The sequence below is a fragment of the Microvirga roseola genome (assembly GCF_020866965.1).
Classification (GTDB): Bacteria; Pseudomonadota; Alphaproteobacteria; order Rhizobiales; family Beijerinckiaceae; genus Microvirga; species Microvirga roseola.
The window spans coordinates 210,988-234,904 of the sequence record NZ_JAJATX010000002.1; the positions used below are offsets into that span (position 1 = coordinate 210,988).

Annotated in this window: 22 protein-coding genes; 6 read left to right on the forward strand and 16 right to left on the reverse strand. The window is 65.9% G+C overall.

The window, feature by feature from the left end; genetic code table 11:
* Positions 1-98: 98 nt before the first annotated feature.
* From LG661_RS02385 to LG661_RS02395, 3 genes are all read left to right on the forward strand, one after another.
* Positions 99-2,849 carry a [protein-PII] uridylyltransferase gene (locus LG661_RS02385; protein ID WP_230530260.1) on the forward strand — a complete coding sequence of 917 codons (2,751 nt, stop codon included), beginning with the start codon at positions 99-101 and terminating at the stop codon, positions 2,847-2,849.
* A 63-nt stretch (positions 2,850-2,912) separates the two neighbouring features.
* Positions 2,913-3,548 carry a nucleotide exchange factor GrpE gene (gene grpE / locus LG661_RS02390; RefSeq protein ID WP_230530261.1) on the forward strand — a complete coding sequence of 212 codons (636 nt, stop codon included), beginning with the start codon at positions 2,913-2,915 and terminating at the stop codon, positions 3,546-3,548.
* Positions 3,549-3,751: 203 nt separating this feature from the next.
* Positions 3,752-4,387 carry a trimeric intracellular cation channel family protein gene (locus LG661_RS02395; RefSeq protein ID WP_230530262.1) on the forward strand — a complete coding sequence of 212 codons (636 nt, stop codon included), beginning with the start codon at positions 3,752-3,754 and terminating at the stop codon, positions 4,385-4,387.
* A gap of 4 nt (positions 4,388-4,391) precedes the next feature.
* Here LG661_RS02395 and LG661_RS02400 read toward each other — a convergent pair whose 3' ends face one another.
* The 14 genes from LG661_RS02400 to LG661_RS02460 all read right to left on the reverse strand — a co-directional run bounded on the left by LG661_RS02400 (position 4,392) and on the right by LG661_RS02460 (position 15,374).
* A complete protein-coding gene (locus tag LG661_RS02400) occupies positions 4,392-5,330 on the reverse strand; it encodes a hypothetical protein (RefSeq protein ID WP_230530263.1) in 939 nt (312 codons plus the stop codon).
* A gap of 29 nt (positions 5,331-5,359) precedes the next feature.
* Complete coding sequence (locus LG661_RS02405; protein WP_230530264.1) at positions 5,360-5,980, reverse strand: alpha-ketoglutarate-dependent dioxygenase AlkB family protein; 621 nt, start codon at positions 5,978-5,980, stop codon at positions 5,360-5,362.
* 5 nt (positions 5,981-5,985) lie between these two features.
* Positions 5,986-6,504: a GNAT family N-acetyltransferase gene (locus LG661_RS02410; RefSeq protein ID WP_230530265.1), complete on the reverse strand. Its 519-nt coding sequence runs from the start codon at positions 6,502-6,504 to the stop codon at positions 5,986-5,988.
* Positions 6,501-7,121 (reverse strand): 2,3-bisphosphoglycerate-dependent phosphoglycerate mutase, encoded by a 621-nt coding sequence (locus tag LG661_RS02415; RefSeq protein WP_230530266.1) that lies wholly within the window; start codon positions 7,119-7,121, stop codon positions 6,501-6,503. Before LG661_RS02415 ends, LG661_RS02410 begins: the two co-directional genes overlap by 4 nt.
* Positions 7,122-7,308: 187 nt before the next feature.
* A complete protein-coding gene (dapB, locus tag LG661_RS02420; RefSeq protein ID WP_230530333.1) occupies positions 7,309-8,115 on the reverse strand; it encodes a 4-hydroxy-tetrahydrodipicolinate reductase in 807 nt (268 codons plus the stop codon).
* A gap of 187 nt (positions 8,116-8,302) precedes the next feature.
* The gene (locus tag LG661_RS02425; protein ID WP_230530267.1) at positions 8,303-8,608 is read right to left on the reverse strand and encodes a DUF1330 domain-containing protein; all 306 of its coding nucleotides are present in this window, start codon (positions 8,606-8,608) and stop codon (positions 8,303-8,305) included.
* Positions 8,608-8,898: a DUF1330 domain-containing protein gene (locus LG661_RS02430; protein WP_230530268.1), complete on the reverse strand. Its 291-nt coding sequence runs from the start codon at positions 8,896-8,898 to the stop codon at positions 8,608-8,610. Before LG661_RS02430 ends, LG661_RS02425 begins: the two co-directional genes overlap by 1 nt.
* An 85-nt stretch (positions 8,899-8,983) precedes the next feature.
* Positions 8,984-9,775, reverse strand: a complete 792-nt coding sequence (blaOXA, locus tag LG661_RS02435) for a class D beta-lactamase (RefSeq protein WP_407666622.1) — start codon at positions 9,773-9,775, stop codon at positions 8,984-8,986.
* A 14-nt stretch (positions 9,776-9,789) separates the two neighbouring features.
* Positions 9,790-10,512 carry an orotidine-5'-phosphate decarboxylase gene (gene pyrF / locus LG661_RS02440; protein WP_230530270.1) on the reverse strand — a complete coding sequence of 241 codons (723 nt, stop codon included), beginning with the start codon at positions 10,510-10,512 and terminating at the stop codon, positions 9,790-9,792.
* A gap of 5 nt (positions 10,513-10,517) precedes the next feature.
* Positions 10,518-11,141: a class I SAM-dependent methyltransferase gene (locus LG661_RS02445; protein ID WP_230530271.1), complete on the reverse strand. Its 624-nt coding sequence runs from the start codon at positions 11,139-11,141 to the stop codon at positions 10,518-10,520.
* A 64-nt stretch (positions 11,142-11,205) separates the two neighbouring features.
* The gene (gene dnaJ, locus LG661_RS02450) at positions 11,206-12,339 is read right to left on the reverse strand and encodes a molecular chaperone DnaJ (RefSeq protein WP_230530272.1); all 1,134 of its coding nucleotides are present in this window, start codon (positions 12,337-12,339) and stop codon (positions 11,206-11,208) included.
* A gap of 1 nt (position 12,340) precedes the next feature.
* Entirely contained in the window at positions 12,341-12,475 is a 135-nt protein-coding gene (locus LG661_RS25010; RefSeq protein ID WP_268995424.1) for a hypothetical protein, read from the reverse strand.
* Positions 12,476-12,555: 80 nt separating this feature from the next.
* A complete protein-coding gene (gene dnaK, locus LG661_RS02455; RefSeq protein WP_230530273.1) occupies positions 12,556-14,478 on the reverse strand; it encodes a molecular chaperone DnaK in 1,923 nt (640 codons plus the stop codon).
* Between the two features lie 278 nt (positions 14,479-14,756).
* On the reverse strand, positions 14,757-15,374 hold the full coding sequence (locus LG661_RS02460; protein WP_230530274.1) for a DUF6428 family protein: 618 nt from the start codon (positions 15,372-15,374) through the stop codon (positions 14,757-14,759).
* A 43-nt stretch (positions 15,375-15,417) separates the two neighbouring features.
* Here LG661_RS02460 and LG661_RS02465 point away from each other — a divergent pair, with 43 nt between their 5' ends.
* Entirely contained in the window at positions 15,418-15,756 is a 339-nt protein-coding gene (locus LG661_RS02465) for an ArsR/SmtB family transcription factor (protein ID WP_230530334.1), read from the forward strand.
* Between the two features lie 33 nt (positions 15,757-15,789).
* Here LG661_RS02465 and LG661_RS02470 read toward each other — a convergent pair whose 3' ends face one another.
* Together LG661_RS02470 and LG661_RS02475 are read right to left on the reverse strand one after the other, a co-directional pair.
* Positions 15,790-16,698, reverse strand: coding sequence for a methylated-DNA--[protein]-cysteine S-methyltransferase (locus LG661_RS02470; RefSeq protein ID WP_230530275.1), 909 nt, complete (start codon positions 16,696-16,698; stop codon positions 15,790-15,792).
* 385 nt (positions 16,699-17,083) lie between these two features.
* Positions 17,084-18,358, reverse strand: coding sequence for a calcium-binding protein (locus tag LG661_RS02475; RefSeq protein ID WP_230530276.1), 1,275 nt, complete (start codon positions 18,356-18,358; stop codon positions 17,084-17,086).
* 290 nt (positions 18,359-18,648) lie between these two features.
* On the opposite strand from LG661_RS02475, the gene uvrA reads away from it, so the two are divergent.
* Both uvrA and LG661_RS02485 read left to right on the forward strand, forming a co-directional pair.
* Positions 18,649-21,639, forward strand: coding sequence for an excinuclease ABC subunit UvrA (gene uvrA, locus LG661_RS02480; RefSeq protein WP_230530277.1), 2,991 nt, complete (start codon positions 18,649-18,651; stop codon positions 21,637-21,639).
* A gap of 276 nt (positions 21,640-21,915) precedes the next feature.
* The gene (locus LG661_RS02485; RefSeq protein WP_230530278.1) at positions 21,916-23,823 is read left to right on the forward strand and encodes a PAS domain-containing sensor histidine kinase; all 1,908 of its coding nucleotides are present in this window, start codon (positions 21,916-21,918) and stop codon (positions 23,821-23,823) included.
* Positions 23,824-23,917 lie beyond the last annotated feature (94 nt).

The window sequence follows — 23,917 nt, forward strand, 5'->3', positions numbered from 1 at the left end:
GAACAAACTATCCGTTGCGACGAAGGTTCACCAGTCCGACCATGGGCGAAGACGGCCCGAAATGGTAAGCAGGCTCCCTCCTCAAACCCGGGTATTCCATGCCGACCCTGACACCAGAGAGCATCCTGAGCGGCCTTGGCGACCAGCCTCTTCACGATGCCGCGGTCCTGCGCGCCAGACTGGTGGCGGAGCTCAAGCTCTTCCTCGAGGAGGGCAGGGCCGACGCCGAGGCGCTGCTGCTCGACAAGCAGAACGGCCTGACCTGCGCCCGCTATCTCTCCGCCCGGATGGACGAACTGGTGCGCATCGTCCACGATGCGGTCGTCCGGCATCTCTATCCCGCCGCCAATCCCTCCTCGGGGGAACGTCTCGCCATCGTGGCGACGGGCGGCTACGGGCGCGGAACGCTGGCCCCCGGCTCCGACGTCGATCTTCTCTTCCTCCTTCCCTACAAGCAGACCGCCTGGAGCGAGAGCCTCGTCGAGGCGATGCTTTACGTGCTGTGGGACCTGAAGCTGAAGGTCGGGCACGCGACCCGCTCGGTGGACGATTGCATCCGCGAGGCGTTTGCCGACATGACGATCCGCACCTCGCTTCTGGAGGCGCGGTTCCTCTTCGGCGACCGCGATCTCTACGACGCGCTCACGGACCGCTTCGACAGGGAGATCGTCGCGACCTCCGCCGCCGATTTCGTCGATGCGAAACTCAAGGAGCGCGACGCCCGCGTCGCGAAGGCCGGCGCGTCGCGCTACCTCGTCGAGCCGAACGTGAAGGACGGCAAGGGCGGCCTGCGCGATCTCAACACGCTCTTCTGGATTGCAAAATACGTCTACCGGGTGCGCGAGCCGGAAGAGCTGGTGAAGGCGGGCCTCTTCACGGCCGACGAGTTCAAGCTCTTTGCCCGCTGCGAGGAGTTCTTGTGGCGCGTGCGCTGCCACATGCATTTCACGACGGGCCGCGCCGAGGAGCGCCTGACCTTCGACATGCAGCGCGCCATCGCCGAGCGCATCGGATTCTCGGGCCGCGGCGGTCTCTCGGCGGTCGAGCGTTTCATGAAGGCCTACTTCCGCATCGCCAAGGATGTGGGCGACCTCACCGCCATCGTCTGCGCCGAGCTCGAAGCCCGGCAGGCGAAGCGCAGGCCCGTGCTCGACCGGATGCTCGGGCGCTTCCGCCGCCGGCGCGGCGGAAAGCTTGAGGCCGAAGACTTCATCATCGACAACGACCGCATCAACGTGCGCGACGAGCATGCTTTCGAACGCGACCCGGTGAATCTGATCCGCCTCTTCTGGCTGGCGGACCGGCACAACCTGCCGATCCATCCCGATGCGACGCGGCTCGCCACGCGTTCGCTCTCGCTGATCGGGCCGAGCCTGCGCAACGATCCGGAGGCGAACAGGATCTTCCTCGACATCATCACCTCGAAGAATGCGCCGGAGGTGGTGTTGCGGCGCATGAACGAAGCGGGCGTGCTCGGTCGCTTCATTCCGGATTTCGGCCGCATCGTCGCGATGATGCAGTTCAACCTCTATCATCACTACACGGTGGACGAGCACCTCATCCGCTCCATCGGCGTGCTCACCGAGATCGAGGCGGGGCAGCTCGGCAACGAGCATCCGCTGGCGAACCAGATCGTCCATACCATCCGCAACCGGCGCGCACTCTACGTGGCGGTCTTCCTGCACGACATCGCCAAGGGGCGGCCGGAGGACCACTCCGAGGCTGGAGCGGCCATCGCCCGCAAGCTTGGTCGCCGCTTCGGGCTGGATGAGGCCGAGACCAACACGGTCGCGTGGCTCACCGAGCATCACCTGCTCATGTCGAACACGGCGCAGAGCCGCGATCTCTCCGACCCCGCCACCATCAAGAGCTTCGCCGAGGTCGTGCAGACCATGGAGCGCCTGAAGCTCCTGATCGTGCTCACCATCGCCGACATCAAGGCGGTGGGGCCCGGCACCTGGACAGGCTGGAAGGGGCAGCTCCTGCGCACGCTCTATTACGAGACCGAGGTGCTCCTCGGCGGCGGCGCGGTGGACCTCGCCCGCTCGGAGCGCGTGCGCCTCGCGCAGGAGCAGCTCAGGGCCGAGCTGCCGGACTGGTCCGATGCCGAGTTCGAGGCTTACGCCGCCCGCCACGCTCCCGCCTATTGGCTGAAGACCGACGAGGCCCGGCGCGTGAAGCAGGCCCGCTTCGTGCGCGGCGCCGACCGGGCAGGGCACACGGTCGCCACCGCCTATGAGACGGACCAGTTCCGCGGCGTGACCGAACTCACCATCCTCTCGCCCGACCACCCGCGCCTGCTGGCCATCATCACGGGCGCCTGCGCCGCGGCGGGCGGCAACATCGTCGATGCGCAGATCTTCACCACCTCGGACGGCATGGTGCTCGACACCATCGTTCTCTCCCGCGCCTTCGACCGGGACGAGGACGAGTTGCGCCGGGCGGAGCGGGTTGCCAAGGCCATCGAGCGCGCGCTCAAAGGGGAGGTGAAGATCGCCGATCTCGTGGACGGCAAGCGTCCGCCGAAGGAACGCGCGCGGACCTTCCATGTGCCGCCGGAGGTCACCATCGACAATTCCCTGTCGAACCGCCAGACCGTCATCGAGGTCTCCGGCCTCGACCGGCCGGGCCTGCTCTACGACCTCACGACGGCTCTGGGGAAGCTCAACCTCAACATCGCCTCGGCCCATATCGTCACCTTCGGCGAGAAGGCCGTGGACGTGTTCTACGTGACCGACCTGACGGGCACCAAGGTGACCCATGCGGGCCGCCAGGCCACGATCCGGCGGGCCCTGCTCGAAATGTTCAAGGCCGAGGAGGCCGAGGCCCAGCAGCGGCGCAGCGCTTGATTTGTGGGCCTCGGACCCTGATATGTGGCTCGAACCCTTCACCATCTTCTCAGCTGATCGATCATGACGCCGAACGACACGGAAAACCAGAACATGCCCCCGCAGAACGAGTCCGCCCCGGAGACCGCCAACGAGGCTGTCAACGAGGCCTCTTCCCAGCCTGAGGCCGATCCGGTGGCCGTTCTCGAAGCCGAAAAGGCCGATCTGAAGGACAAGCTCCTGCGGCTCATGGCCGATATGGAGAACCTGCGCCGTCGCACCGAGCGCGAGGTGGCGGACGCCCGCACCTATGCCGTGGCGAACTTCGCTCGCGACATGCTGAACGTGGCCGACAACGTCCGCCGCGCCATCGAGAGCGTGCCGGAGGAGGCCAGCAGGACGGCCGAGGGCGCCTTCAAGGGCCTGATCGAAGGCATCGATCTCACCGAGCGCGACCTGCTCAAGACCCTTGAGCGCCATGGGGTGAAGAAGCTCGACCCCGAGGGCCAGAAGTTCGATCCGAACCTGCACCAGGCCATGTTCGAGGTTCCGAACCCGGAGGTTCCGAACGGCACGGTCGTCCAGGTGGTCCAGTCCGGCTACGTCATCGGCGAGCGCGTCCTGCGTCCGGCCCTTGTGGGCGTCGCCAAGGGCGGCCCGAAGGCTCCCGCCAACGGAAACGGCTCGGAATCGGCGGACAACCCGTCGGCGGCCTCGTAAGGGATCGGGTTAACCGGATTCGTCGTGAACCGTACCCGCTCGGCCTGAAATGCTGTAAGCGAACACCTCGGAAGCCCTCATCCTGAGGAGGCTGAAGGCCGTCCAAGGACGAGGGCGTCTTCCGCTTACACCGGATCCTCATTCGAGAGGCAGACGTCGTCTGCTCCCCGGGAGGAGGTCCGGGCCGAGGCAAGGTGTTCTCAGTGGATTCCCTTTCTCTCATCCCCTTCGAGACCGTCGGCGTCGCCGTTTTCGCGCTCACCGGCGCGCTGATGGCGGCCCGCAAGGGCATGGATCCGTTCGGCTTCGCCCTGCTCGCCACCCTCACGGGCGTCGGCGGCGGCACGGTGCGGGATCTGCTCATCGGCGTCCGCCCGGTCTTCTGGGTGGGCGATCCGAGCGACGTCCTCGTCTGCCTCGTGGTCGCCGAACTCGTCTTCGCCCTCGGCCCCAAGCGGGTCGCCGCCATGGAGGGGGGACGGCGGGGCCGGCTTCTCCTCTGGGCCGATGCCCTGGGGCTCGCGCTCTTCGCCATCTCCGGCACGGCCAAGGCCCTGGCCGCAGGCGTGCCGGCCCTCTCGGCCATCGCGCTCGGCACCATCACCGCCACCTTCGGCGGCATCATCCGGGACATCTTCGCCGGAACGACCCCTCTCGTGCTGCGCCAGGAGATCTATGTCACGGCGGCGGCGCTCGGCGCAGGCGTCACCGTGGCGCTCCAGGGGCTGGGCCTCGATCCCTTCGTCAGCGGCGCAGCGGGCTTTACCGCAGCCTTCGGCCTAAGGGCGCTCGCGATCCTGCGCGGCTGGTCGCTGCCGACCTTCCCGCCGCGCGAGTAAAGGATCAGCGGGTCGTCTCGACGCTGTCGATGAGGGTGCGAAAGCGCGGCAGGATCTTGTCCCGCTCGTCGGCCCGAACCAACCCCACCATGCGCATGTAGCGGTCGGGCTCGAAGCGGATCGTCTGCATCACCACCACCGGCTGGCCCGATTCCGTCTCCGTCGCCCGGGCGACGATCTCGTGCCAGTCCTGGCCCTTGAGGCGGAAGGAATCCGAGCGCTCCAGCCTGATGTCCTTGAGGACCTGGTTGGAGTTCAGGGCCAGCTGCGCGAACCGCTCCCTCTGCTCTCCGGGCGGCGGCGGAGGCGTCAGGGCGGCCGCCATGATGATCATGGGCTGCTCCACCCCCTTGATCGTGTCCTTCGGCCCCTCGGTGAAAAGGACGGAATTGCCGGAGAGCACCCGCACGGGCCGGAAGCCCGCCATGTCGCCGATCCGGAAGGGGAGGGCGGAGATCTGCTCCTCCAGCGGCACCGGCCCGCGCAGGGCCACGCTTTCCAGCGCGCTCCTGATCTCCTTCTCGCTGTAGCCCTCGTCGCCGCCGCGCACCTGGGCGATGAGAAGCGCCGTCATGTCGTTCCCCCTGACCGCCAGCACCCATTTGCGGCCGGGAACGGGCCCGGCCATGTTGCCTGCGACCAGCACGCCCGTCCGGGAGCCGAGTTCGATCTCCTCGCGGGAGGTGACCGTGAGCCCCTGGCGCTGCAGGACCTCCTTCGTCAGCCCGGAAACGACCTGCGGATAGGCCTCCGCCGGCATCTCGACGAAGGTGATGGCCGCCGCCTTCTCGTCGTTCTCGAACCCGCTGAACCGCTTCGAGGGCGCCATGTCCTGCGGCGGAACGATGCCGATCCGCGAGGCAGGTGGGAAGACCGGCTCGGCTGCAAGGGCGGCTTGAAGCGACAGGATGCAACCTACGGCAAAGGCGGCAAGACCTCTCATCAGGGTTCTCCGAAACATCTGAGCTTTAGCTAAAGCGGCTTTTCCACCTTGCGCAAGGTGAGATTGAGCCGGCCTGCCTGCGGCAGCAGGTCCGAGCTTCCCGGCATGACCCGGTCGACCCCGTGGTGGATCAGGCGGGCCGGGCCGCCGAAGACGATGGCGTCGCCCGAGCGCAGGCGAACCGAGCGGGTGGGGTCCTTCCGCTCGACCCCGCCATAGCGGAAGAGGGCGGTGTCGCCCAGGGAGAGAGAGACGACGGGAGCGTCGAACGCGTCTTCGTCCTTGTCCTGGTGCAGCCCCATCCGGGCCGTCGGCTCGTAGAAATTGATCAGGCAGGCGTCGGGCGGGTGCGGATAGCCGCTCAACGCCTCCCAGGCGCGCAGCACCTGCTCCGGCATGGGCGGCCAGGGCCCGCCGGTCTCCGGGTGCGTGGGCTGATAGCGGTAGCCCTGGACGTCGGACACCCAGCCGAGCCGCCCGCAATTGGTCATGCGCACGGAAAACGGCTTTCCCGTGCGCGGCATCCGCGGCGTGAAGAGCGGCGCGGCCTTCGTGATCTCGCGCAGTGCCTGGAGCAGTCGCTCCTGCGCCGGGCGGTCGAGGTAATCGGGGTAATAGGTGAGGCCGGGGGCGAGGGTGAGGAGGGACATGTACCCTATCCCAGGGCCTTCCAGAGCAGGCTCGTCGCGCAGGGCCGTCCGTCCGGCATCAGGGCATAGTTCGGGATTTCGCCTGCCTTCGTATAGCCAAGCTTCCAGTAGAGCCGTTCGGCCTCGGAGCCGGTGGCCGTCTCGAGGGTCAGGAGGGCGAGGCTGCGCTTTCCCGCCTCGTCCTGCAGGGAAGCCATGAGCCTGGTTCCCAGGCTCTTGCCCCGGGCATCGCGGTGCACGAGGAGCTTTCTCACGTCGCCGCGGTGGCGCTGGTTGCACGGACCGTCGAAGCCGAGCTGAACGGTGCCGCAGAGCCTGCCGTCCACATAGGCGCCGAAGAGCAGGGTATTGCCCGCAGCAACGCTGTCGATCACGCCGCCCCACCAGCGATGCGCCTCCTCGACGGGGAAGGGCCAGCGAAAGCCCAGGGGGGCTCCGCCCGCCACGCAATCCGCGAGCGTTTCGGCGAGCCTTGCCCGGTCGCGCTCGGCATCCCGTGCGTCGAGGAGGCGGATGTCGCTCATGCGGTCAGGATCTTTTTGTCGGCTACGGTCGTATCCGCGTTCAGGCGGTAGACGAGCGGGATGCCGGTGGCGAGCTCTAGGCTCGGAATGGTTTCCGAGGTCAGGCCGTCGAGCACCATCACGAGGGCGCGCAGCGAATTTCCGTGGGCGGCCACCAGCACGCGCTCGCCGCGCATCACGTGGGGCAGGATGTGGCGGATGTAGTAGGGCAGCACGCGGGCGACCGTGTCCTTCAGGCTCTCGCCGCCGGGCGGGGGCACGCCGTAGGAGCGGCGCCAGAGATGGACCTGCTCCTCGCCCCAGCGGGCGCGGGCGTCATCCTTGTTGAGGCCGGCGAGATCGCCGTAGTCGCGCTCGTTGAGCGCCTGGTCCGCGATGGTCTTCAGCTCCGACTGGCCGATCTCTTCCAGGATCAGCTTGCAGGTGCGCTGCGCCCGCGAGAGGTCGGAGGTGAAGGCGACGTCGAATTGCACGCCCATCTCCTTCAGGCGGCGGCCTGCAAGGCGCGCCTCCTCGATGCCGAGTTCGGTGAGCCCCGGATCCTTCCAGCCGGTGAACAGGTTCTTGAGGTTCCATTCGCTCTGGCCGTGGCGGGCGAGCACGAGAAGGCGGTCCATACTGAGAGTTCTCCGCTGTGATCCCCTCCCCCTTGCGGGGAGGGGTAGGGGTGGGGGTAGCGCGACGAGGTGAGAGATCAGATAGACAAGATGCTGTGTTGGTCTAGTCGCCTGAACGTTTCAGTATACAGCTTTGACTTTACGACCCCACCCTCGATCCCTCCCCACAAGGGGGAGGGAAGAAGCGCTAGAGCATATCGAGGCCGAGGACATCGGCCATGGTGTAGTAGCCGGGCTTCTTGTCGAAGGCCCAGAGCGCGGCCTTCACTGCGCCGCGGGCGAAGAGGCCCCGGTCCTCGGCGCGATGCCCCAGCTCCAGGCGCTCGCCCGCGCCCGCGAAGATCACGGAGTGCTCGCCGATGACGGTGCCGCCGCGCAAGGTCGCAAAACCGATATCGCCGGGATTCCTCGCCCCCGTATGGCCGTCGCGGCTGCGCACGGAGCGGTCCTTGAGGGAGATCTTGCGTCCCTCGGCCGCCGCTTCGCCCAGAAGCAGAGCGGTGCCGGAAGGGGCGTCCACCTTCATGCGGTGGTGCATTTCGAGGATTTCGATGTCGAAGTCCTCACCCAGCATCGCCGCCGCCTTTCGCACGAGGCCTGCGAGCAGGTTGACGCCGAGCGACATGTTGCCGGACTGCACGATGCGCGCATGGCGCGCGGCGGCTTCAAGCTTCGTGAAGTCGTCCGCCTGCAGGCCGGTCGTGCCGATCACATGGACGATGCGGGCCTGAGCGGCCAAGGCCGCGAAGGCCGTGGTGGCGGCGGGAGCCGTGAAATCGAGAACGCCGTCGGCGCTCGCGAAGACAGGGAGGGGATCGTCCGTCACCTGCACGTCGAGCAGGCCCGTTCCGGCGATTAGCCCCGCATCCTGGCCGAGGAAGGGCGAGCCCTCGCGCTCGATGGCGCCCACGAGCCGGCATCCCTCTGCCTCGGCCACGGCCTTGATGAGCATGCGCCCCATGCGCCCGGCCGCACCCACCACGACAAGTCGCATCTCGCTCATGCCCGGTCTCCCTGTTGCTGGCGTTGCATATAACGGCCTGAAGGTTTGCTGAGAAGCGCCCTGCCAACAGCCCTATTTCATCTCCGTCCGGAGCGAAGCGGAGGGGAAGCGGATCCACTGTCAGCAATGCCGTGGATCCGCTTCCCGGTCCCATGGACCGCCGGGGATGACACCGGAGTTAACCCGGCTGCGGGCCCTCGTAGCCCTGGATGATGATGATGTCGGCCACCGCGTGGCCGTCGCGCTCGGCTTTCGCCGCCTGGTATTCGGGCGAGTCCCAGCAGGCGACGGCGGCTTCGTAGGACGGAAACTCGATCACCACGTTGCGCGCGCGGGCCTCGCCCTCGGCGATGCGATACTCGCCGCCGCGCACCAGGAACTTCGCGCCGAACTTGGCGAAGGGAACGGCGTTCGCCTTCACGTAGTTCTGGTAGGCATCCGGGTTCGACACATCGACCCGTCCGATCCAATATCCCTTCGCCATCATTCCGCTCCTTCGACAAGCACGAATTCCGCGACACAGGCGCCGTCGCGCTTGGCCTTGGCCGCCTGATACTCGGGTGAATGATAATACCGGCGGGCCTGCTCCACCGAGTCGAATTCGATCACCACGTTGCGGGGCCGCGCCTCGCCTTCGAGCGCCTCATGCGCTCCGCCGCGCACGAGTGGGCGGCCGCCATATTTCCTGATCGCCTCCGTCGCGCCCTTGGCGTATTCGGCATAGGCTTCCGGGTTCGTGACGGTCACGCGGGCGATGACATAGCCTTTGGGCATGAAGGGCTCCTCCGATGGTGATGCCGCAGCGAACGCCAGCGGTGCCGCCCCGTCAAGCTGCGAGAGGGGCTTTCCTGAGGAGAGATTACCGCGTCAGCCTGGGAAGCTCGGCCAGCAGGCTGTCCCTGGCGCGGAAGCTCGCAACCGTCTTCTCCTTCCGCTCGTCGCGGATCAGCCGCGCGAACAGGATCGTGCGTTCGCCTTTCCGCGCCCAGCCTACGAACCAGCCGAACTGCCTGGAGCGGTCGAGCACGCCGTTCCGCTTCGCCTGGAAGCCCGTCCCGGTCTTGCCAAAGGCCGTCCAGCCGTCGGCCAGGGGGAAGCTCGGCATGATCGCGAGCGTCATGTCCCGGGCTTGCCTTGCGACCGGCAGTTCCCCCTTGAGGAGCCTGCTTAAGAAACCGATCTGCTCGACGGGCGAGATCTGAAGCGAGGAGGCGCTCAGCCAGGCGCGGGTCAGACCGTTAGCCTTGCCCTTGTCGCCGCTGACATCGCGACTGCCGTAGTCGAAGGCGCTGACGTAATGCCGGAAGCGCTCCTCGCCCAGCTCGCGGGTCAGGACATGCGAGTACCAGACAACCGAGTCCCGCAGCCAGGAGCGGGGTGTCTTGGTCCCTTTCCAGGTCTCGATCCAGGCCTTGTACTCAGGCTTGTAGGGCCAGGCAGGCTCGTCCGCGTCCTTGAGTATGCCCGCGTCGAAGCCCATCAGGCTCAAAGGCACCTTGAACGTGGAGGCGGGGCTGCTGCGGCGCTCGCAATCGCCTTCCTGTTTCAGCACGCGGCCGGTCTCGAGCTCCGCGACAAGCGTGCAGGTATCGGCGCGCGCCGCGCCGGCGGAGAGGAGCAGGCAGCCGACGAGAAGCGTGAGACGTCCCAACATCGGCTGCTTCTTCAGGCGCCTGCGATCTCGCGGACGATCGCCTCCGCGGCCGCTCTCGGGTCGGCTGCCTTCACGATGGGGCGGGCCACCACGAGATGATCCGCGCCGAGGCGAATGCCCTCCGCGGGCGTCACGATGCGCTTCTGGTCTCCCGCCTCTGCGCCCGCCGGACGGATTCCGGGGGTGACGATCAGGCGATCCGGTCCGACGATGCCGCGCACGCGCTCCGCCTCCGTCGCCGCGCAGACGATGCCGTCGACGCCGATCTCGCGGGCCTGGGCCGCGCGGCGGGCGACAAGCTCGGCGGCGGAGACAGGAGCATAGCCCGCCTCGATGAGGTCGTTGTCGTCATAGGATGTCAGGACAGTGACGGCGAGGATCTTGAGCGAGGAACCGGCCTTGCCCGCCACCGCGGCGCGCATGGTCTGGGGATAGGCGTGGACCGTCAGCAGCGTTGCGCCGAGGCGCGCCACCGAGCGCACGCCTTCCTCGACCGTGTTGCCGATGTCGTGGAGCTTGAGATCGAGAAAAACCTTCTTGCCCTCGGCGATCAGCGCGCGGGCGAGTTCAAAGCCGCCCGCATAGGCGAGCTGATAGCCGATCTTGTAGAAGGTGCCGGCCTCGCCGATCCGGTCGACGACGGCGCGGGCCTCCGCAACGGAGGGGAGGTCTAGGCCGATGATGAGCTTGTCGCGAATGTCCCTGGACGGAAGAGAATCCTGATTCAGGGGCATGGCGCTCATGGAGTGTCGACCTTGTTGTAGACCCACACGCGGGCCGGGGGCAGATTGCGCCAGATCCGACCGGAGGCGCGTGATTTGTACTGGGGCGAGCGCGCCGGGATCGGCGGCACCACCGCGTAGGTGAACTGGATGAACGGCGCGCTCGGATGCATCAGCGTCTGCGCAGTCTCCAGGAGGTCGAGGCGCTGGTCCATGGGCTTGGTGAAGAGGGGCAGGCTCGAAACAGTCGCCGCCGCCAGCTCCTTCAGGATGTCGGAGAGGGTCTCCTGCAGGTCGTAGGCATCGCCCTGGATGATCGTCGCCTTCGGGAAGCGGCGCTTCAGCAGCTGGCAGAAATCGGGGCTGTACTCGATGAGGACGAGCCGGTCCTGCGCCACGCCGCGCCGGATCAGGGCGTCCGTCACCGGGCCGGTGCCGGGTCCGAGCTCGATGACGGGTCCGGGAATGCGCGGATCGACATAGGACGCCATGGTCCGCGCCAGGGCCTTGCCCGAAGGCGTGACGGCCCCGACCACGAGAGGCCTCTCGAGCCAGGAACGGAGGAAGCGCGCCTCGTCCTGAAAGCGATCCTTGCCGACGGGTAATTTCCGGGCCGTGGGCCGTTGAAACGACTGAAGCACTGAGGGGACCCCTTAAGCGGGCGGATCACATGGTGTGTTTAGAACAAAGAGAACGACCGTCAAGTTAAGAGGATCCACCTAGACCATCGAGGAATTCGCGGAATCGCGAGAAAAATCCTGAGCTTTCCGGGTGGTTTTCCTTGGAGCATTCACGGTCGAACTCCATGAGAAGCTCCCTCTGGCGTTTGGTGAGCTTCTGCGGAGTTTCCACAACAACCTGAATGTAGAGGTCGCCCATGTCCCGCGAACGCAGCACCGGCATGCCCTTGCCGCGCAGGCGGAACTGCTTGCCGGTCTGGGTCCCCTCGGGAACCTTGACCAAGGCGTCCGTGCCGCCGAGCGTGGGCACGGCGAACTCGCCGCCGAGCGCAGCGCTCACCATGGAGATCGGCACGCGGCAGAAGAGATCCGCGCCGTCCCGCTGGAAGAAGGGGTGGGGCTTGAGCGAGAGGAAGATGTAGAGATCGCCCGGCGGGCCGCCGCGCACGCCCGCCTCGCCTTCCCCCGCGAGGCGGATGCGGGTGCCTTCCTCGACGCCTGCGGGAATGTTGACCGAGAGCGTGCGCTCGCGCGTCACGCGTCCGGCGCCGCCGCAGGAGGCGCAAGGATCGTCGATGATCTCGCCGCGCCCGTGACAGTTCGGGCAGGTGCGCTCGATGGAGAAGAAGCCCTGCGTCGCCCGCACGCGGCCCGCGCCCGCGCAGGTGGGGCAGGTCTTGGGCTTGGAGCCCGGCTTCGCGCCGGTTCCCGAACAGGCCTCACAGGTCACGGAGCTCGGAATGCGGATCTCCGCATTCTTGCCGTGGAAGGCCTCGTCGAGGGTGATCTCGAGATTGTAGCGCAGGTCGGCGCCGCGCTCGCGGCCGCCGGGACCCCGTCCCCGTCCGCGCGTCTCGCCGAAGAAGTTCTCGAAGATGTCCGACATGAAGTCGGAGAAGTCGTTGCCGAAGCCCTGCCCGCCTGCGCCGCCGTTGGCGAAGGCCGCATGGCCGTAGCGGTCGTAGGCCGCGCGCTTCTGACCGTCGGAGAGAGTCTGGTAGGCTTCGTTGATTTCCTTGAACTTGACCTCGGCTTCCGCATCGCCGGGATTGCGGTCCGGGTGGTACTGCATCGCGAGCTTGCGGAAGGCGGATTTCATCTCCGCTTCGGTCGCGGTCTTCGCGACGCCGAGGACCTCGTAGTAATCGCGCTTGGACATGTTACGCGCCCCCTGGAGCCGATACGGGCTCCATCATGCCGCCGATCCGGCGCGTCTGCATCGGATGTTCGTGGGCGCGCACGGCTTTCGTGCCCTGCGCCGGAACATCCCGGATATCGGTCGGTCTGTCGATCATTTCTGAATCAGGCCTGTTCATGAAAACGGCACCCGGCAATGACATACCGGGTGCCGAATTTCCTAGGAAGACTTCATCGCTCAGGCGCGCTTCTTCTTGTCGCCTTCGTCGACCTCCTGGAAGTCGGCGTCGATGACGTCGTCCTTCTTCTCTTCCTCGGCGGCAGCCTGCTCGCCGCCTTCGCCTTCGCCGGCGTTCTGCTGGGCCTGGTACATGGCCTCGCCCAGCTTCATGGACGCCTGCATCAGGTCCGTGGTGCGGGCCTTGATGACCTCGGCGTCGTCGCCGGCCAGAGCCTGCTTGAGCGCGTCGATGGCGGTCTCGATGCCCTGACGGTCACCCTCGGAGAGCTTGTCGCCGTATTCCTTGACGGACTTCTCGGTGGCATGGACCAGGCTCTCGCCCTGGTTCTTGGCCTCGACCGTCTCGCGGCGCTTCTTGTCCTCCTCGGCGTGAGCCTCGGCGTCCTTCACCATCTTCTCGATGTCGGCGTCGGACAGGCCGCCCGAAGCCTGGATGCGGATCTGCTGTTCCTTGTTGGTGGCCTTGTCCTTCGCCGTGACGTTCACGATGCCGTTCGCGTCGATGTCGAAGGTCACCTCGATCTGCGGCACGCCGCGGGGAGCCGGCGGAATGCCCATCAGGTCGAACTGGCCGAGCAGCTTGTTGTCCGCCGCCATTTCACGCTCGCCCTGGAAGACGCGGATCGTCACCGCGTTCTGGTTGTCTTCCGCGGTCGAGAACACCTGGCTCTTCTTCGTCGGGATCGTCGTGTTGCGGTCGATCAGACGGGTGAAGACGCCGCCGAGCGTCTCGATGCCCAGCGAGAGCGGGGTCACGTCGAGGAGCAGGACGTCCTTCACGTCGCCCTGGAGCACGCCCGCCTGAACGGCCGCGCCGATGGCGACGACCTCATCCGGGTTGACGCCCTTGTGGGGCTCCTTGCCGAAGAAGTTCTTCACCACTTCCTGGATCTTCGGCATGCGGGTCATGCCGCCGACCAGGACCACCTCGTCGATCTCGCCCGCCGAGATGCCGGCGTCCTTGAGGGCCTTGCGGCAGGGCTCGATGGTCTTCTGCACCAGGTCGTCCACGAGCTGCTCGAACTTGGCGCGCGAGAGCTTCATGGCGAGGTGCTTCGGACCCGAGGCATCGGCCGTGATGTAGGGCAGGTTGATCTCGGTCTGGGAGGCCGAGGACAGCTCGATCTTCGCCTTCTCGGCCGCTTCCTTCAGGCGCTGGAGGGCGAGCTTGTCCTTGGTCAGGTCGATGCCCTGCTCCTTCTTGAACTCCGCCGCCAGGTACTCGACCAGGCGCATGTCGAAGTCCTCGCCGCCGAGGAAGGTGTCGCCGTTCGTCGACTTCACCTCGAACACGCCGTCGCCGATCTCGAGGATCGACACGTCGAAGGTGCCGCCGCCGAGGTCGTAGACAGCGATCGTGCCCTGCTGCTTCTTGTCAAGGCCATAGGCCAGGGCCGCAGCGGTCGGCTCGTTGATGATGCGCAGAACCTCGAGGCCCGCGATCTTGCCCGCGTCCTTGGTGGCCTGGCGCTGGGCGTCGTTGAAGTAGGCGGGAACCGTGATGACGGCCTGCGTCACCGGCTGGCCGAGATAGGCCTCCGCGGTTTCCTTCATCTTCTGCAGGGTGAAGGCGGAAATCTGCGAGGGGGAATAGGTCTTGCCGTCGGCCTCGACCCAGGCGTCGTTATTGCCGCCCTTGACGATGTGGTACGGAACCAGGCCCATGTCCTTCTTGGTCATGGGATCGTCGAAGGTGCGCCCGATCAGGCGCTTGATGGCGAAGAAGGTGCGCGACGGGTTCGTGACCGCCTGGCGCTTGGCCGGCTGGCCGACGAGGCGCTCGCCTTCGTCCGTGAAGGCCACGATGGACGGAGTCGTCCGCGCGCCTTCCGCATTCTCGATGACTTTGGCCTGCGAGCCTTCCATCACGGCGACGCAGGAATTGGTGGTGCCGAGGTCGATACCAATGACCTTACCCATGGCGGGATCCCTCACTTTCAAGCAGACCGCCGGGCCCTGAAAGCAGCCCGGCCCATGGCTTATGGGTTGAACAATGTTTTTACGACGGACAGGCCGCCCCAAGCGGAGGCGTATCCTGTTCTGGCGCTGATATAAGAAGAGGGCTCAAGCGCTGCAAGACGATCCGTGACGTCTCGTGCGCTTATCACCCTCTGGAGCGCGTCCCTGTGGCATCCCTGCCATTCTTCGGCGGCAGGGATGCGCGTCGCCAATGTTCGAGGGAAACCCGTCAGAGGCGGCTAGCAGCAGCCGGCGCCCTTGGCGGCCGGGCGGGAAGGGGAGCAGCACCCCGAGGCGGCCTCGCGGATCGCCTTCTCGGTCCGGGCATCGTCCGGGGTGAGGCGGGCCGGCCTGTCGAGCCCTTGGGCCTCGAACCAGCGGTCCCGCGGCTTGCAGGAGGCCTGGCGAGGGGAAAGCGAGACCAGGACCCGCCGAGGCTCCACCACGATCCCCGCTACGGCGTAGAGCCCGATCACCCCCACATCGTCGCCGCATTCGAAGGTGAGGCGGGAATCCGGGTCGATGCCGGCATCGCGGGACACCTTGTCCATGATGGCGAGGAACTTGGCGGCCGTCATCACGCGCTCGCCGTCGGCTCCGGGAACATCCCAGACCTGGACGAACGTCTCGGTCCACGCCTCCGGGTTGGCGCCGCAATCCAGGCCGGAGAAGCGTCCCGACTTGACCTCGGTGACATGGTAGCCGGCCCGGGTTTCCCGCCCCGCATAGGCAACGACGAGAGGCAGCGCGCCGTGGGGCCTCAGCGCCTCGAGAAAGGCGCTCGTGGTGGGGTCCGAGAGGTTCGCAGCCTGCGATGATCCCGGCTTCGCAAGGGGAGAGATGACAAGGCTGGTCATGATGGGCTATCCTTATTTAGACATTTAAAGGAATATTGAAATGTTGGGCGAGAGTCAAGCCATCGCGGCTTTCGGCTCCCTCGCGCAGGAGACGAGGCTGCGGGTGCTGCGCCTGCTGGTGCAGGCCGGGGCGGAGGGATTGTCGGCGGGAAGCCTTGCGGAAAGGCTCGAGGTGTCGCCCTCGAACATCTCGTTCCACCTGTCCCATCTCGAGCGGGCGGGCCTGATTCAGGCCCGCCGCCAGGCGCGGTCGATTATCTACAGCGCCGCCTATGACGCCTTGCGCGACCTTGTCCGCTTCCTGATGGAGGATTGCTGCGCCGGAGATCCCCGGGTCACGGGCAGGGGCTGTGCGCCTGCAGAACCGCCGAAGCCAGCCTGATCTCCGGCGCGGCCGCCGGCCGGAATGTCGGCATCAGGTGGCGAAGCTGCCGCTCAGGTTCCCCGCTTCCCACCCCAGGATCGCCTGCTTGCGGGTGAGCCCCCAGTGATAGCCGGTGAGCGCGCCGGAGCGGCCGAGCACCCGGTGGCAGGGGACCACGAAGGAGATCGGGTTCTTCCCCACCGCCGCTCCCACCGCCCGGCAGGCGGCGGGCTTGCCGATGTGGCGGGCGATGTCGGAATAGGTGGTGGCCCGGTCCCTGGGGATGCGCAGCAGGGTCTGCCAGACCCGGACCTCGAAATCCGTGCCGATGAGCACGACCCTCAAGGGCTGCTCCGCCTCCCACTGGGACGGGTTGAAGATCCTCCGCGCCAGCGGCGCGGTGGCGGCCGTGTCCTCCACGTAATGGGCCTTCGGCCAGCGCCGGGTCATGTCGGCCAGCGCCGCCTGCCGGTCGCCGTCGTCGACGAAGCCGAGGCCCGCGAGGCCGCGTTCCGTCACGATCAGCAGCGCCTCGCCGAAGGGGGAGGGGTGGAAGCCGTAGCGCATGGTGAGGCCTGAGCCGCCGGCCTTGTAGTCTCCCGGCGTCATGGCCTCATGGGTCACGAAGAGATCGTGCAGCCGGGCCGGGCCCGATAGCCCGAGCTCGTAGGCGGTATCGAGGACGCTGGCCGAGGAGGCGAGCAGCGCCTTGGCGTTGTCGAGCGTGATCGCCTGAAGAAACGCCTTCGGGCTCAAGCCCGCCCAGCGCCGGAAAAGGTGGTGCACATGGGTGGTGGAAAGGCCCACATGCTCCGCGATGGCCTCCAGCGAGGGCTGCTCCCGCCACCGCTCCGAGATGAAGGCGATGATCCGGCGCACCCGCTCATAGTCGGCCTGCGGCCCTTCCGGCAGGTCGATGGCGCCGGATTCGATGGTGATGTCGCGCAAGGTATCGAGCATGATCGTGCTCCCTGATTGACGGTCACTCTAGCGGCCGATGGCGGGAATCGACACCCGATATCTGTGACGGCTCCCCTATTCCAGCGGAGAGGAGATGGACGAGGGCGTCTCGCGTGCGCTCTGGAGCCTCCTTCGAGACGCANAGAAGTCCCTGTAGGTCATCTTCAGCTTCTTGGAGAGACTGGCGATCTCGACGGCCTTGCTGCGTCCTGAGCCATCGGCGTCATAATAGAGCACACCTTTCTTCTTGCTGTAGACGAGATGGCCGCTCTTGTCCTTGGCCTTATCGCCCACGACAAAGTACTTCTTTTTGAGCTTCGCAGGCTTCTTCTCCGAGCCCTTCTTGCCGAGCTTCTTGAAGATCTTGTTGTCGAGCCAGATGGTGTCATCCTTCGTCGCGAAGTCTGTGATCTTGTCGAGATTCGACTTCTTGTTCGGCTTGGCGTCGAACAGAAAAATGTCCCCGTCCCGCGCCGCCCTTCAGGATACCCTTGCCTCTGCCTCCATTGAGGATGTCATCGCCGGCCTGACCGTCCAGCACATTTGCGAGGGAACTGCCCGTGAAACAGTGATTGTGAGCCGTGCCGATCAGATTCTCGACACTGATGAAGGTGCTGCGGCCATTGTCGGTGGATTGAGCTTTCGACTTCGCGAGATTGATGCTCTCGCCATGCGATGCCGGAGAATGATTGGGGAGATAGTCGACCCCGTCGAACTTCACGGTGTCAACCCCGGCGCCGTCGTTGAGAGTATCGTCTCCCTGCCCGCCGAAGAGCACATCGTTTCCGGCACCTCCTTGAAGTGCATCATCCCCCGAACCGCCGGCCAGCAGGTTCTCTCCACCATTGCCGATAAGGCGGTAGTGGCTCTGATCAGCAATGATATTCTCAATCCCGGTAAGCGTGTCGAACCCCGACCCTGTGTCCTGCGAGCCAGTTCGGCTCAGATCGACTGTAAAAGGTCGTGTCATGTCATACGCCCTGAAAACGGCAGTATCGCTACCCGTGCCGCCGTCGAGCACATCATTGCCTATCCCACCAACTAGATATTCGGCCCCTGCCCCACCATGGGCGCGATCATCACCACCTCCCAGCGCAATGTAGCCCCCAGATACAAAGCCCTCGCGGCCGTAATAAGCGTCGTTTCCATCATTCAGGTCGATTTCGCCGTGGATCTTTCCGGCGTTTTTGATTGTATCGTCTGCGCCAGAAGCCCGAATTGCGGTGCGGCTGAAAACCATATCCGTATTCTGAATCACCCCCACGTTGTTGACGACGAGAGCATGAGCACTGGAAATGGCCGCTTGGGTTCCGCTGATGGCGCCGGCATTTCGGATGGTGCTTGCTATGGAACCTGGCTCCGAGTGATCGTAGCCAATACCAATCCCCCGTCTTCCGGAGAATGACCCGGTGACGCCGACGGTCACATCGACCACCTCATTGGCCCACAGGCCGAAATAGTCGCTAGCGCCAGCAACCGCACCGCAAATAGCAATAGCGTTTCCGCTGGAGGCGATGATGCCATCTGATCCCCCAACCGGCATGAGGATGCTCCCGGTCGCGCTGACCAGAAGCCGGTCGCCGGAGTCGAGGTAAAGGGGCGAGTCCTGGAACTCATCGAGTATAACGTCCCAGGTTTCGCTCGCATTAGATTCGGCCATGATGCTTTCTCTGATAAATGAGGATATGCACCTTTATAACACTTAATTTACTGAAAGCTGTCCAGACCATCGAGAAATTTACCACTGGTTGAGAGGCAGGAACCCATCCGCTTCATTCCATCCACAGTACCAGGAAGGTTAGGTCGCCCGTCCCCATTGCCCGCGTACCCCCTTTGTTCTAGGATCGCATCCCTGGAATCATCCGCCGCATTGCGCCGGCGGGTGGGGCGTCACATATCCGGGAACCGGCCGCACTGGGCCGGATCTCCTCCAAAAGGCTTTAGCGGGCAATGGCTAAACTCGACGACCTGTTCAACCGCGCCAAGGCGGGCGATCCGAATGCGCGCGTGATCTCCGTGCGCGGGGCGCGGGAGCACAACCTCAAGAACGTCGACCTCATGGTCCCGCGCGACCAGTTCGTGGTGTTCACGGGGCTTTCCGGCTCCGGCAAGTCGTCGCTTGCCTTCGATACCATCTATGCCGAGGGGCAGCGGCGCTATGTGGAGTCGCTCTCCGCCTACGCCCGCCAGTTCCTGGAGATGATGCAGAAGCCGGACGTGGACCAGATTGACGGTCTGTCGCCCGCCATCTCCATCGAGCAGAAGACCACCTCGCGCAACCCGCGCTCGACGGTGGGCACCGTCACCGAGATCTACGACTACATGCGCCTGCTCTGGGCGCGGGTGGGCGTACCCTATTCCCCCGCCACGGGCCTGCCCATCGAGAGCCAGACCGTGAGCCAGATGGTGGACCGGGTGCTGGAGCTGCCGGAGAAGACGCGCCTCTACCTGCTCGCCCCCGTGGTGCGCGGCCGCAAGGGCGAGTACCGCAAGGAGATCGCCGAGTTCCAGAAGAAGGGCTTTCAGCGCCTGAAGATCGACGGCGAGTATTACGCCATCGACGAGGCCCCTGCCCTCGACAAGAAGTTCAAGCACGACATCGACGTGGTGGTGGACCGCATCGTCGTGCGCGCCGACATCGCCGCGCGCCTGTCGGAATCCTTCGAGACCGCGCTGGAGCTGACCGACGGCATCGCCGTCATCGAATATGCGGACGAGAAGGACGAGAAGGGCCAGCCCAAGCGCATCGTCTTTTCCTCCAAGTTCGCCTGCCCGGTCTCCGGCTTCACGATTCCCGAGATCGAGCCGCGCCTGTTCTCGTTCAACAATCCCTTCGGCGCCTGCCCCACCTGCGGCGGCATCGGCCACGAGATGCGCATCGATCCCGCCCTCGTGGTGGACGAGAGCCTGTCGCTGAAGCGCGGGGCCATCCTGCCCTGGGCGAAGTCCACCTCCCCCTATTACGGCCAGACGCTCGAGGCCCTCACCCGGCACTTCAAGGCCTCCATGACGAAGCCCTGGGCGGAGCTGCCGGAGAATGTACGCGACGTGATCCTCTACGGCTCCGACGGCGAGCCGGTCCGCATGGCCTATGACGACGGCCTGCGCGCCTACGAGGTCAAGAAGCCGTTCGAGGGCGTGATCCCCAATCTCGAACGCCGCTACAAGGAGACCGAGAGCGACTGGGCCCGCGAGGAGATCGGCCGTTTCATGGGCGAGACGCCCTGCGAGGCCTGCGGCGGCAAGCGCCTCAAGCCCGAAGCGCTCGCGGTGAAGATCGCAGGCTCCGATATCGGCGATGCCACCGCCCTCTCCGTCAAGGACGCGCAGGAATGGTTCGCAGGGCTCGGCGACAGGCTGACCGCGAAGCAGAACGAGATCGCCGGCCGCATCCTGAAGGAGATCCGCGAGCGCCTGACCTTCCTGGTCGATGTGGGCCTGGAATATCTCACCCTCGCGCGCGCCTCCGGCACGCTGTCGGGCGGCGAGAGCCAGCGCATCCGCCTCGCCTCCCAGATCGGCTCGGGCCTGACCGGCGTGCTCTACGTGCTCGACGAGCCTTCCATCGGCCTGCACCAGCGCGACAATGAGCGCCTGCTCGTGACGCTCAAGCGCCTGCGCGACCTCGGCAACACCGTCATCGTGGTGGAGCATGACGAGGACGCGATCCTCCATGCGGATTACGTGTTCGATATCGGCCCGGGGGCGGGCATCCATGGCGGCCAGGTGGTCGCTGAGGGCACGCCCGACGAGATCATGGCGAACCCGAAATCGCTCACCGGCAAGTATCTCACCGGCGAGATGAGCGTGAAGGTGCCCGAGAAGCGCCGCAAGCGCGACAAGACCCGCATGCTGAAAGTGGTCGGCGCGAAGGGCAACAACCTGAAGAACGTGACGGCGGAAATCCCGCTCGGGACGTTCACCTGCATCACCGGCGTGTCCGGCGGCGGCAAGTCCACGCTCGTCATCGACACGCTTTACAAGGCGGTGGCGCGCAAGCTCAACGGTTCGCTGGAGCACCCGGCCCCGCATGAGCGCATCGAGGGCCTGGAGCATCTCGACAAGGTCATCGATATCGACCAGTCCCCCATCGGACGCACGCCGCGCTCGAACCCCGCCACCTATATCGGCGCCTTCACGCCGATCCGCGAGTGGTTCGCGAACCTGCCCGAGGCCAAGGCCCGCGGCTACCAGCCGGGACGCTTCTCGTTCAACGTGAAGGGCGGCCGCTGCGAGGCCTGCCAGGGCGACGGCGTCATCAAGATCGAGATGCACTTCCTGCCCGACGTCTACGTCACCTGCGACGTGTGCAAGGGCAAGCGCTACGACCGCGAGACGCTGGAGGTGAAATACCGCGAGAAGTCCATCGCCGACGTGCTCGACATGACGGTGGAGGAGGCCCGCGAGCTGTTCAAGGCCGTGCCTTCCATCCGCGAGAAGATGCAGACATTGGCCCGCGTCGGCCTCGACTACGTGCATGTGGGCCAGCAGGCCACCACCCTTTCCGGCGGCGAGGCGCAGCGCGTGAAGCTCTCGAAGGAGCTCTCCAAGCGCGCCACCGGCCGCACCCTCTACATCCTCGACGAGCCCACCACCGGCCTCCACTTCCACGACGTGGCGAAGCTCCTGGAAGTGCTGCACGAGCTGGCTGATCAGGGCAACACGGTGGTGGTGATCGAGCACAATCTCGAGGTCATCAAGACCGCCGACTGGGTCATCGACATGGGCCCCGAAGGCGGCAGCGGCGGCGGCCAGATCGTGGCCCAGGGCACCCCCGAGGACATCGCCGCCTCAGGCGCCAGCCACACCGGCCGCTTCCTCAAGGAGGTGCTGGAGCGCCGTCCCCTGAAGAAGCCGGCGGCCGCGAAGGAGCCTGCCAGGAAGGCCGCGCCCAAGAAAGAGGCGCCCAGGAAGCAGGTGACCCGGCAGGCGGCGGAGTAGCCGCCCCTCTTTTCCGTCGCCGCGACATTCGGTAAAGACAACGGGAACGGAGGAGCTCTTTGCGAGTTGGTGTGGGTTGTTTGCCGCTCCTCGTTCATGACTACCCACAAAGCCAGTCACTTTCCCTCACGCCTAAGGAGGCGCTCGTGGACGGCGAGGCCATGTCAGGTCGCGATGGCCATATCAATGCAACCGTCAAGGACGAGCGCAGGCCCCTCGGCCGACATGACGGTCGGACCGGACAGCCAATCGCCTTTTCCGCCGGAAGCCTGCCTAGTGGCTGATAGCGCACAGGTCGCGGCGGTATCCCGCGCTCCCCGCTTTCTCCAGGGAGGCGGCGAGATGGGTGCGCGCATGCGCGAACTCGACTGGTCGATCTCCCCTTTGGGTCCCCCTGAGCATTGGCCGCAATCCCTGCGCAGCTATGTGGAGCTGATGCTCAATGCCCGGCAGGCCATGTTCATCGCCTGGGGACCGGAGCTCGCGTTCCTTTACAACGGCGATTACATCCCGGTCTTCGGGGCCAAGCACCCGCACGCATTGGGACGCCCCTTCGCCGAGGTCTGGTCCGACATCTGGGAGCAGATCGGCCCCATTGTCGACAGGACCCTCGCAGGCGATGCAAGCTGGTTCGAGGATCTTCACATTCCCATGGAGCGATATGGCTTCAGGGAGGATACCTGGTTCAGCTTTTCCTATACGCCGATCCGGGACGAGAGCGGCCGGATCGCGGGCATGTTCTGCGCGGCCGTGGAGACCACGGAGAAGGTCCTCGCGGAGCGGCGCAACATGGAGGAGCACGAGCGATTGCGGCTACTGTTCGAGCAGGCGCCCGGCTTCATCGCCATGCTGCGCGGGCCGGACCACGTATTCGAACTCGCAAATTCCTCCTACATGCAACTCGTCGGCCACCGGGATATTCTCGGGAAGCCGGCTGGGGAAGCCTTGCCGGAGGTCGTCGATCAGGGCTTCATCAACCTGCTCGACCAGGTTTTTCACAGCGGCAAGGCCTACCGGGCGGATGGAGTGAGAATCGAGCTCCAGCGCGCGCCGGATGGGCCGGCCGAGGAGCGCCTCCTTAATTTCGTCTACCAGCCCATTACCGATTCCGGGGGGCAGGTGACGGGGATCTTCGCCGAGGGGCACGACGTCACGGACCAGATGCAGGCCGAGCGGGCCCTGCGCGAGAGCGAGGCGCGGCATCGCGCCATTGTCGCTGCGACACCGGAATGCGTGAAGCTCGTCTCCACGCAGGGCAGGCTTCTCGAGATGAACGCCGCCGGGCTCTCGATGATCGAGGCTCCTGACGTGGCATCCGTTCGGGGAGCGAACATTCTGGACGTCATCGCCCCGGAATTTCGCACGGAATGGCGCGAGAACCATCACCGCGTCTGCAGGGGCGAGAGCCTGAGCTGGGAATTCGACATCGTCGGCCTGCAGGGAACGCGTCGGCGCATGGAGACCCATGCGGTGCCTCTCACCATGCCCGACGGAACCGTCGCCCAGCTGGCCGTGACCCGCGACGTCACCCAGCGCAAACGCTCGGAGGAGCACCAGCAGCTCCTCATCAACGAGTTGAACCACCGGGTGAAGAACACCCTCGCCACGGTCCAGTCCATCGCGGCCCAGACCCTGCGCAGCGCCGGGAGCCTCGATGGGGCCAAGGGCGCCCTGGAAAGCCGGCTCCTCGCCCTGTCACGCACGCACGACGTGCTCACCCGGGAGAACTGGGAGGGCGCGGGCTTGAGGGAGATCGCCACGCAGGCGATCGAGCCCTATGCCGGTGTCGGCGAAGGCCGCCTGCACCTTCAGGGGCCGGATGTGCGGCTTCCTCCACGCATGGCCCTGGCGCTTGCGATGGCCCTGCAGGAGCTGGCGACGAACGCGGTCAAGTACGGGGCCCTCTCGCGACCGACGGGGAAGCTCCGGATCGCTTGGGCGATCGAGCACGGCGATCCTCCCTGCCTGCATCTCGAATGGCGGGAGAGCGGCGGTCCGCCCGTCCGGCCGCCGGCCCGGCGGGGCTTCGGCACACGCCTCATCGAGCGCAGCCTGGCCCAGGACTTGAACGGCAGCGTGCGGATCGATTTCGAACCCGCCGGCGTCGTCTGCCGAGTGGAAGCGCCGATGGCGGATATCTCCGGCCCGGCCAGCTCGCATCGCCGGGATACCGGCCGCCCTTGAAACCCGCGCCCCATCGCATATTTGCCCCCGCCAGTTTCCTGTAAGCCTTGGGTGAAGCCAAGCTTGCATGTCCTTGGCGACGTGAATGCCCCGG

What these genes read in the sequence shown, in the direction of transcription:
- LG661_RS02385 (WP_230530260.1), top strand. Translation starts at nt 99, where the DNA reads ATGCCGACCCTGACACCAGAGAGCATCCTGAGCGGCCTTGGCGACCAG.
- grpE (WP_230530261.1), top strand. Translation starts at nt 2,913, where the DNA reads ATGACGCCGAACGACACGGAAAACCAGAACATGCCCCCGCAGAACGAG.
- LG661_RS02400 (WP_230530263.1), bottom strand. Translation starts at nt 5,330, where the DNA reads ATGAGAGGTCTTGCCGCCTTTGCCGTAGGTTGCATCCTGTCGCTTCAA.
- LG661_RS02405 (WP_230530264.1), bottom strand. Translation starts at nt 5,980, where the DNA reads ATGTCCCTCCTCACCCTCGCCCCCGGCCTCACCTATTACCCCGATTAC.
- LG661_RS02410 (WP_230530265.1), bottom strand. Translation starts at nt 6,504, where the DNA reads ATGAGCGACATCCGCCTCCTCGACGCACGGGATGCCGAGCGCGACCGG.
- LG661_RS02415 (WP_230530266.1), bottom strand. Translation starts at nt 7,121, where the DNA reads ATGGACCGCCTTCTCGTGCTCGCCCGCCACGGCCAGAGCGAATGGAAC.
- dapB (WP_230530333.1), bottom strand. Translation starts at nt 8,115, where the DNA reads ATGCGACTTGTCGTGGTGGGTGCGGCCGGGCGCATGGGGCGCATGCTC.
- LG661_RS02425 (WP_230530267.1), bottom strand. Translation starts at nt 8,608, where the DNA reads ATGGCGAAGGGATATTGGATCGGACGGGTCGATGTGTCGAACCCGGAT.
- LG661_RS02430 (WP_230530268.1), bottom strand. Translation starts at nt 8,898, where the DNA reads ATGCCCAAAGGCTATGTCATCGCCCGCGTGACCGTCACGAACCCGGAA.
- pyrF (WP_230530270.1), bottom strand. Translation starts at nt 10,512, where the DNA reads ATGCCCCTGAATCAGGATTCTCTTCCGTCCAGGGACATTCGCGACAAG.
- dnaJ (WP_230530272.1), bottom strand. Translation starts at nt 12,339, where the DNA reads ATGTCCAAGCGCGATTACTACGAGGTCCTCGGCGTCGCGAAGACCGCG.
- LG661_RS25010 (WP_268995424.1), bottom strand. Translation starts at nt 12,475, where the DNA reads ATGATCGACAGACCGACCGATATCCGGGATGTTCCGGCGCAGGGCACG.
- dnaK (WP_230530273.1), bottom strand. Translation starts at nt 14,478, where the DNA reads ATGGGTAAGGTCATTGGTATCGACCTCGGCACCACCAATTCCTGCGTC.
- LG661_RS02460 (WP_230530274.1), bottom strand. Translation starts at nt 15,374, where the DNA reads ATGACCAGCCTTGTCATCTCTCCCCTTGCGAAGCCGGGATCATCGCAG.
- LG661_RS02470 (WP_230530275.1), bottom strand. Translation starts at nt 16,698, where the DNA reads ATGCTCGATACCTTGCGCGACATCACCATCGAATCCGGCGCCATCGAC.
- LG661_RS02475 (WP_230530276.1), bottom strand. Translation starts at nt 18,358, where the DNA reads ATGGCCGAATCTAATGCGAGCGAAACCTGGGACGTTATACTCGATGAG.
- uvrA (WP_230530277.1), top strand. Translation starts at nt 18,649, where the DNA reads ATGGCTAAACTCGACGACCTGTTCAACCGCGCCAAGGCGGGCGATCCG.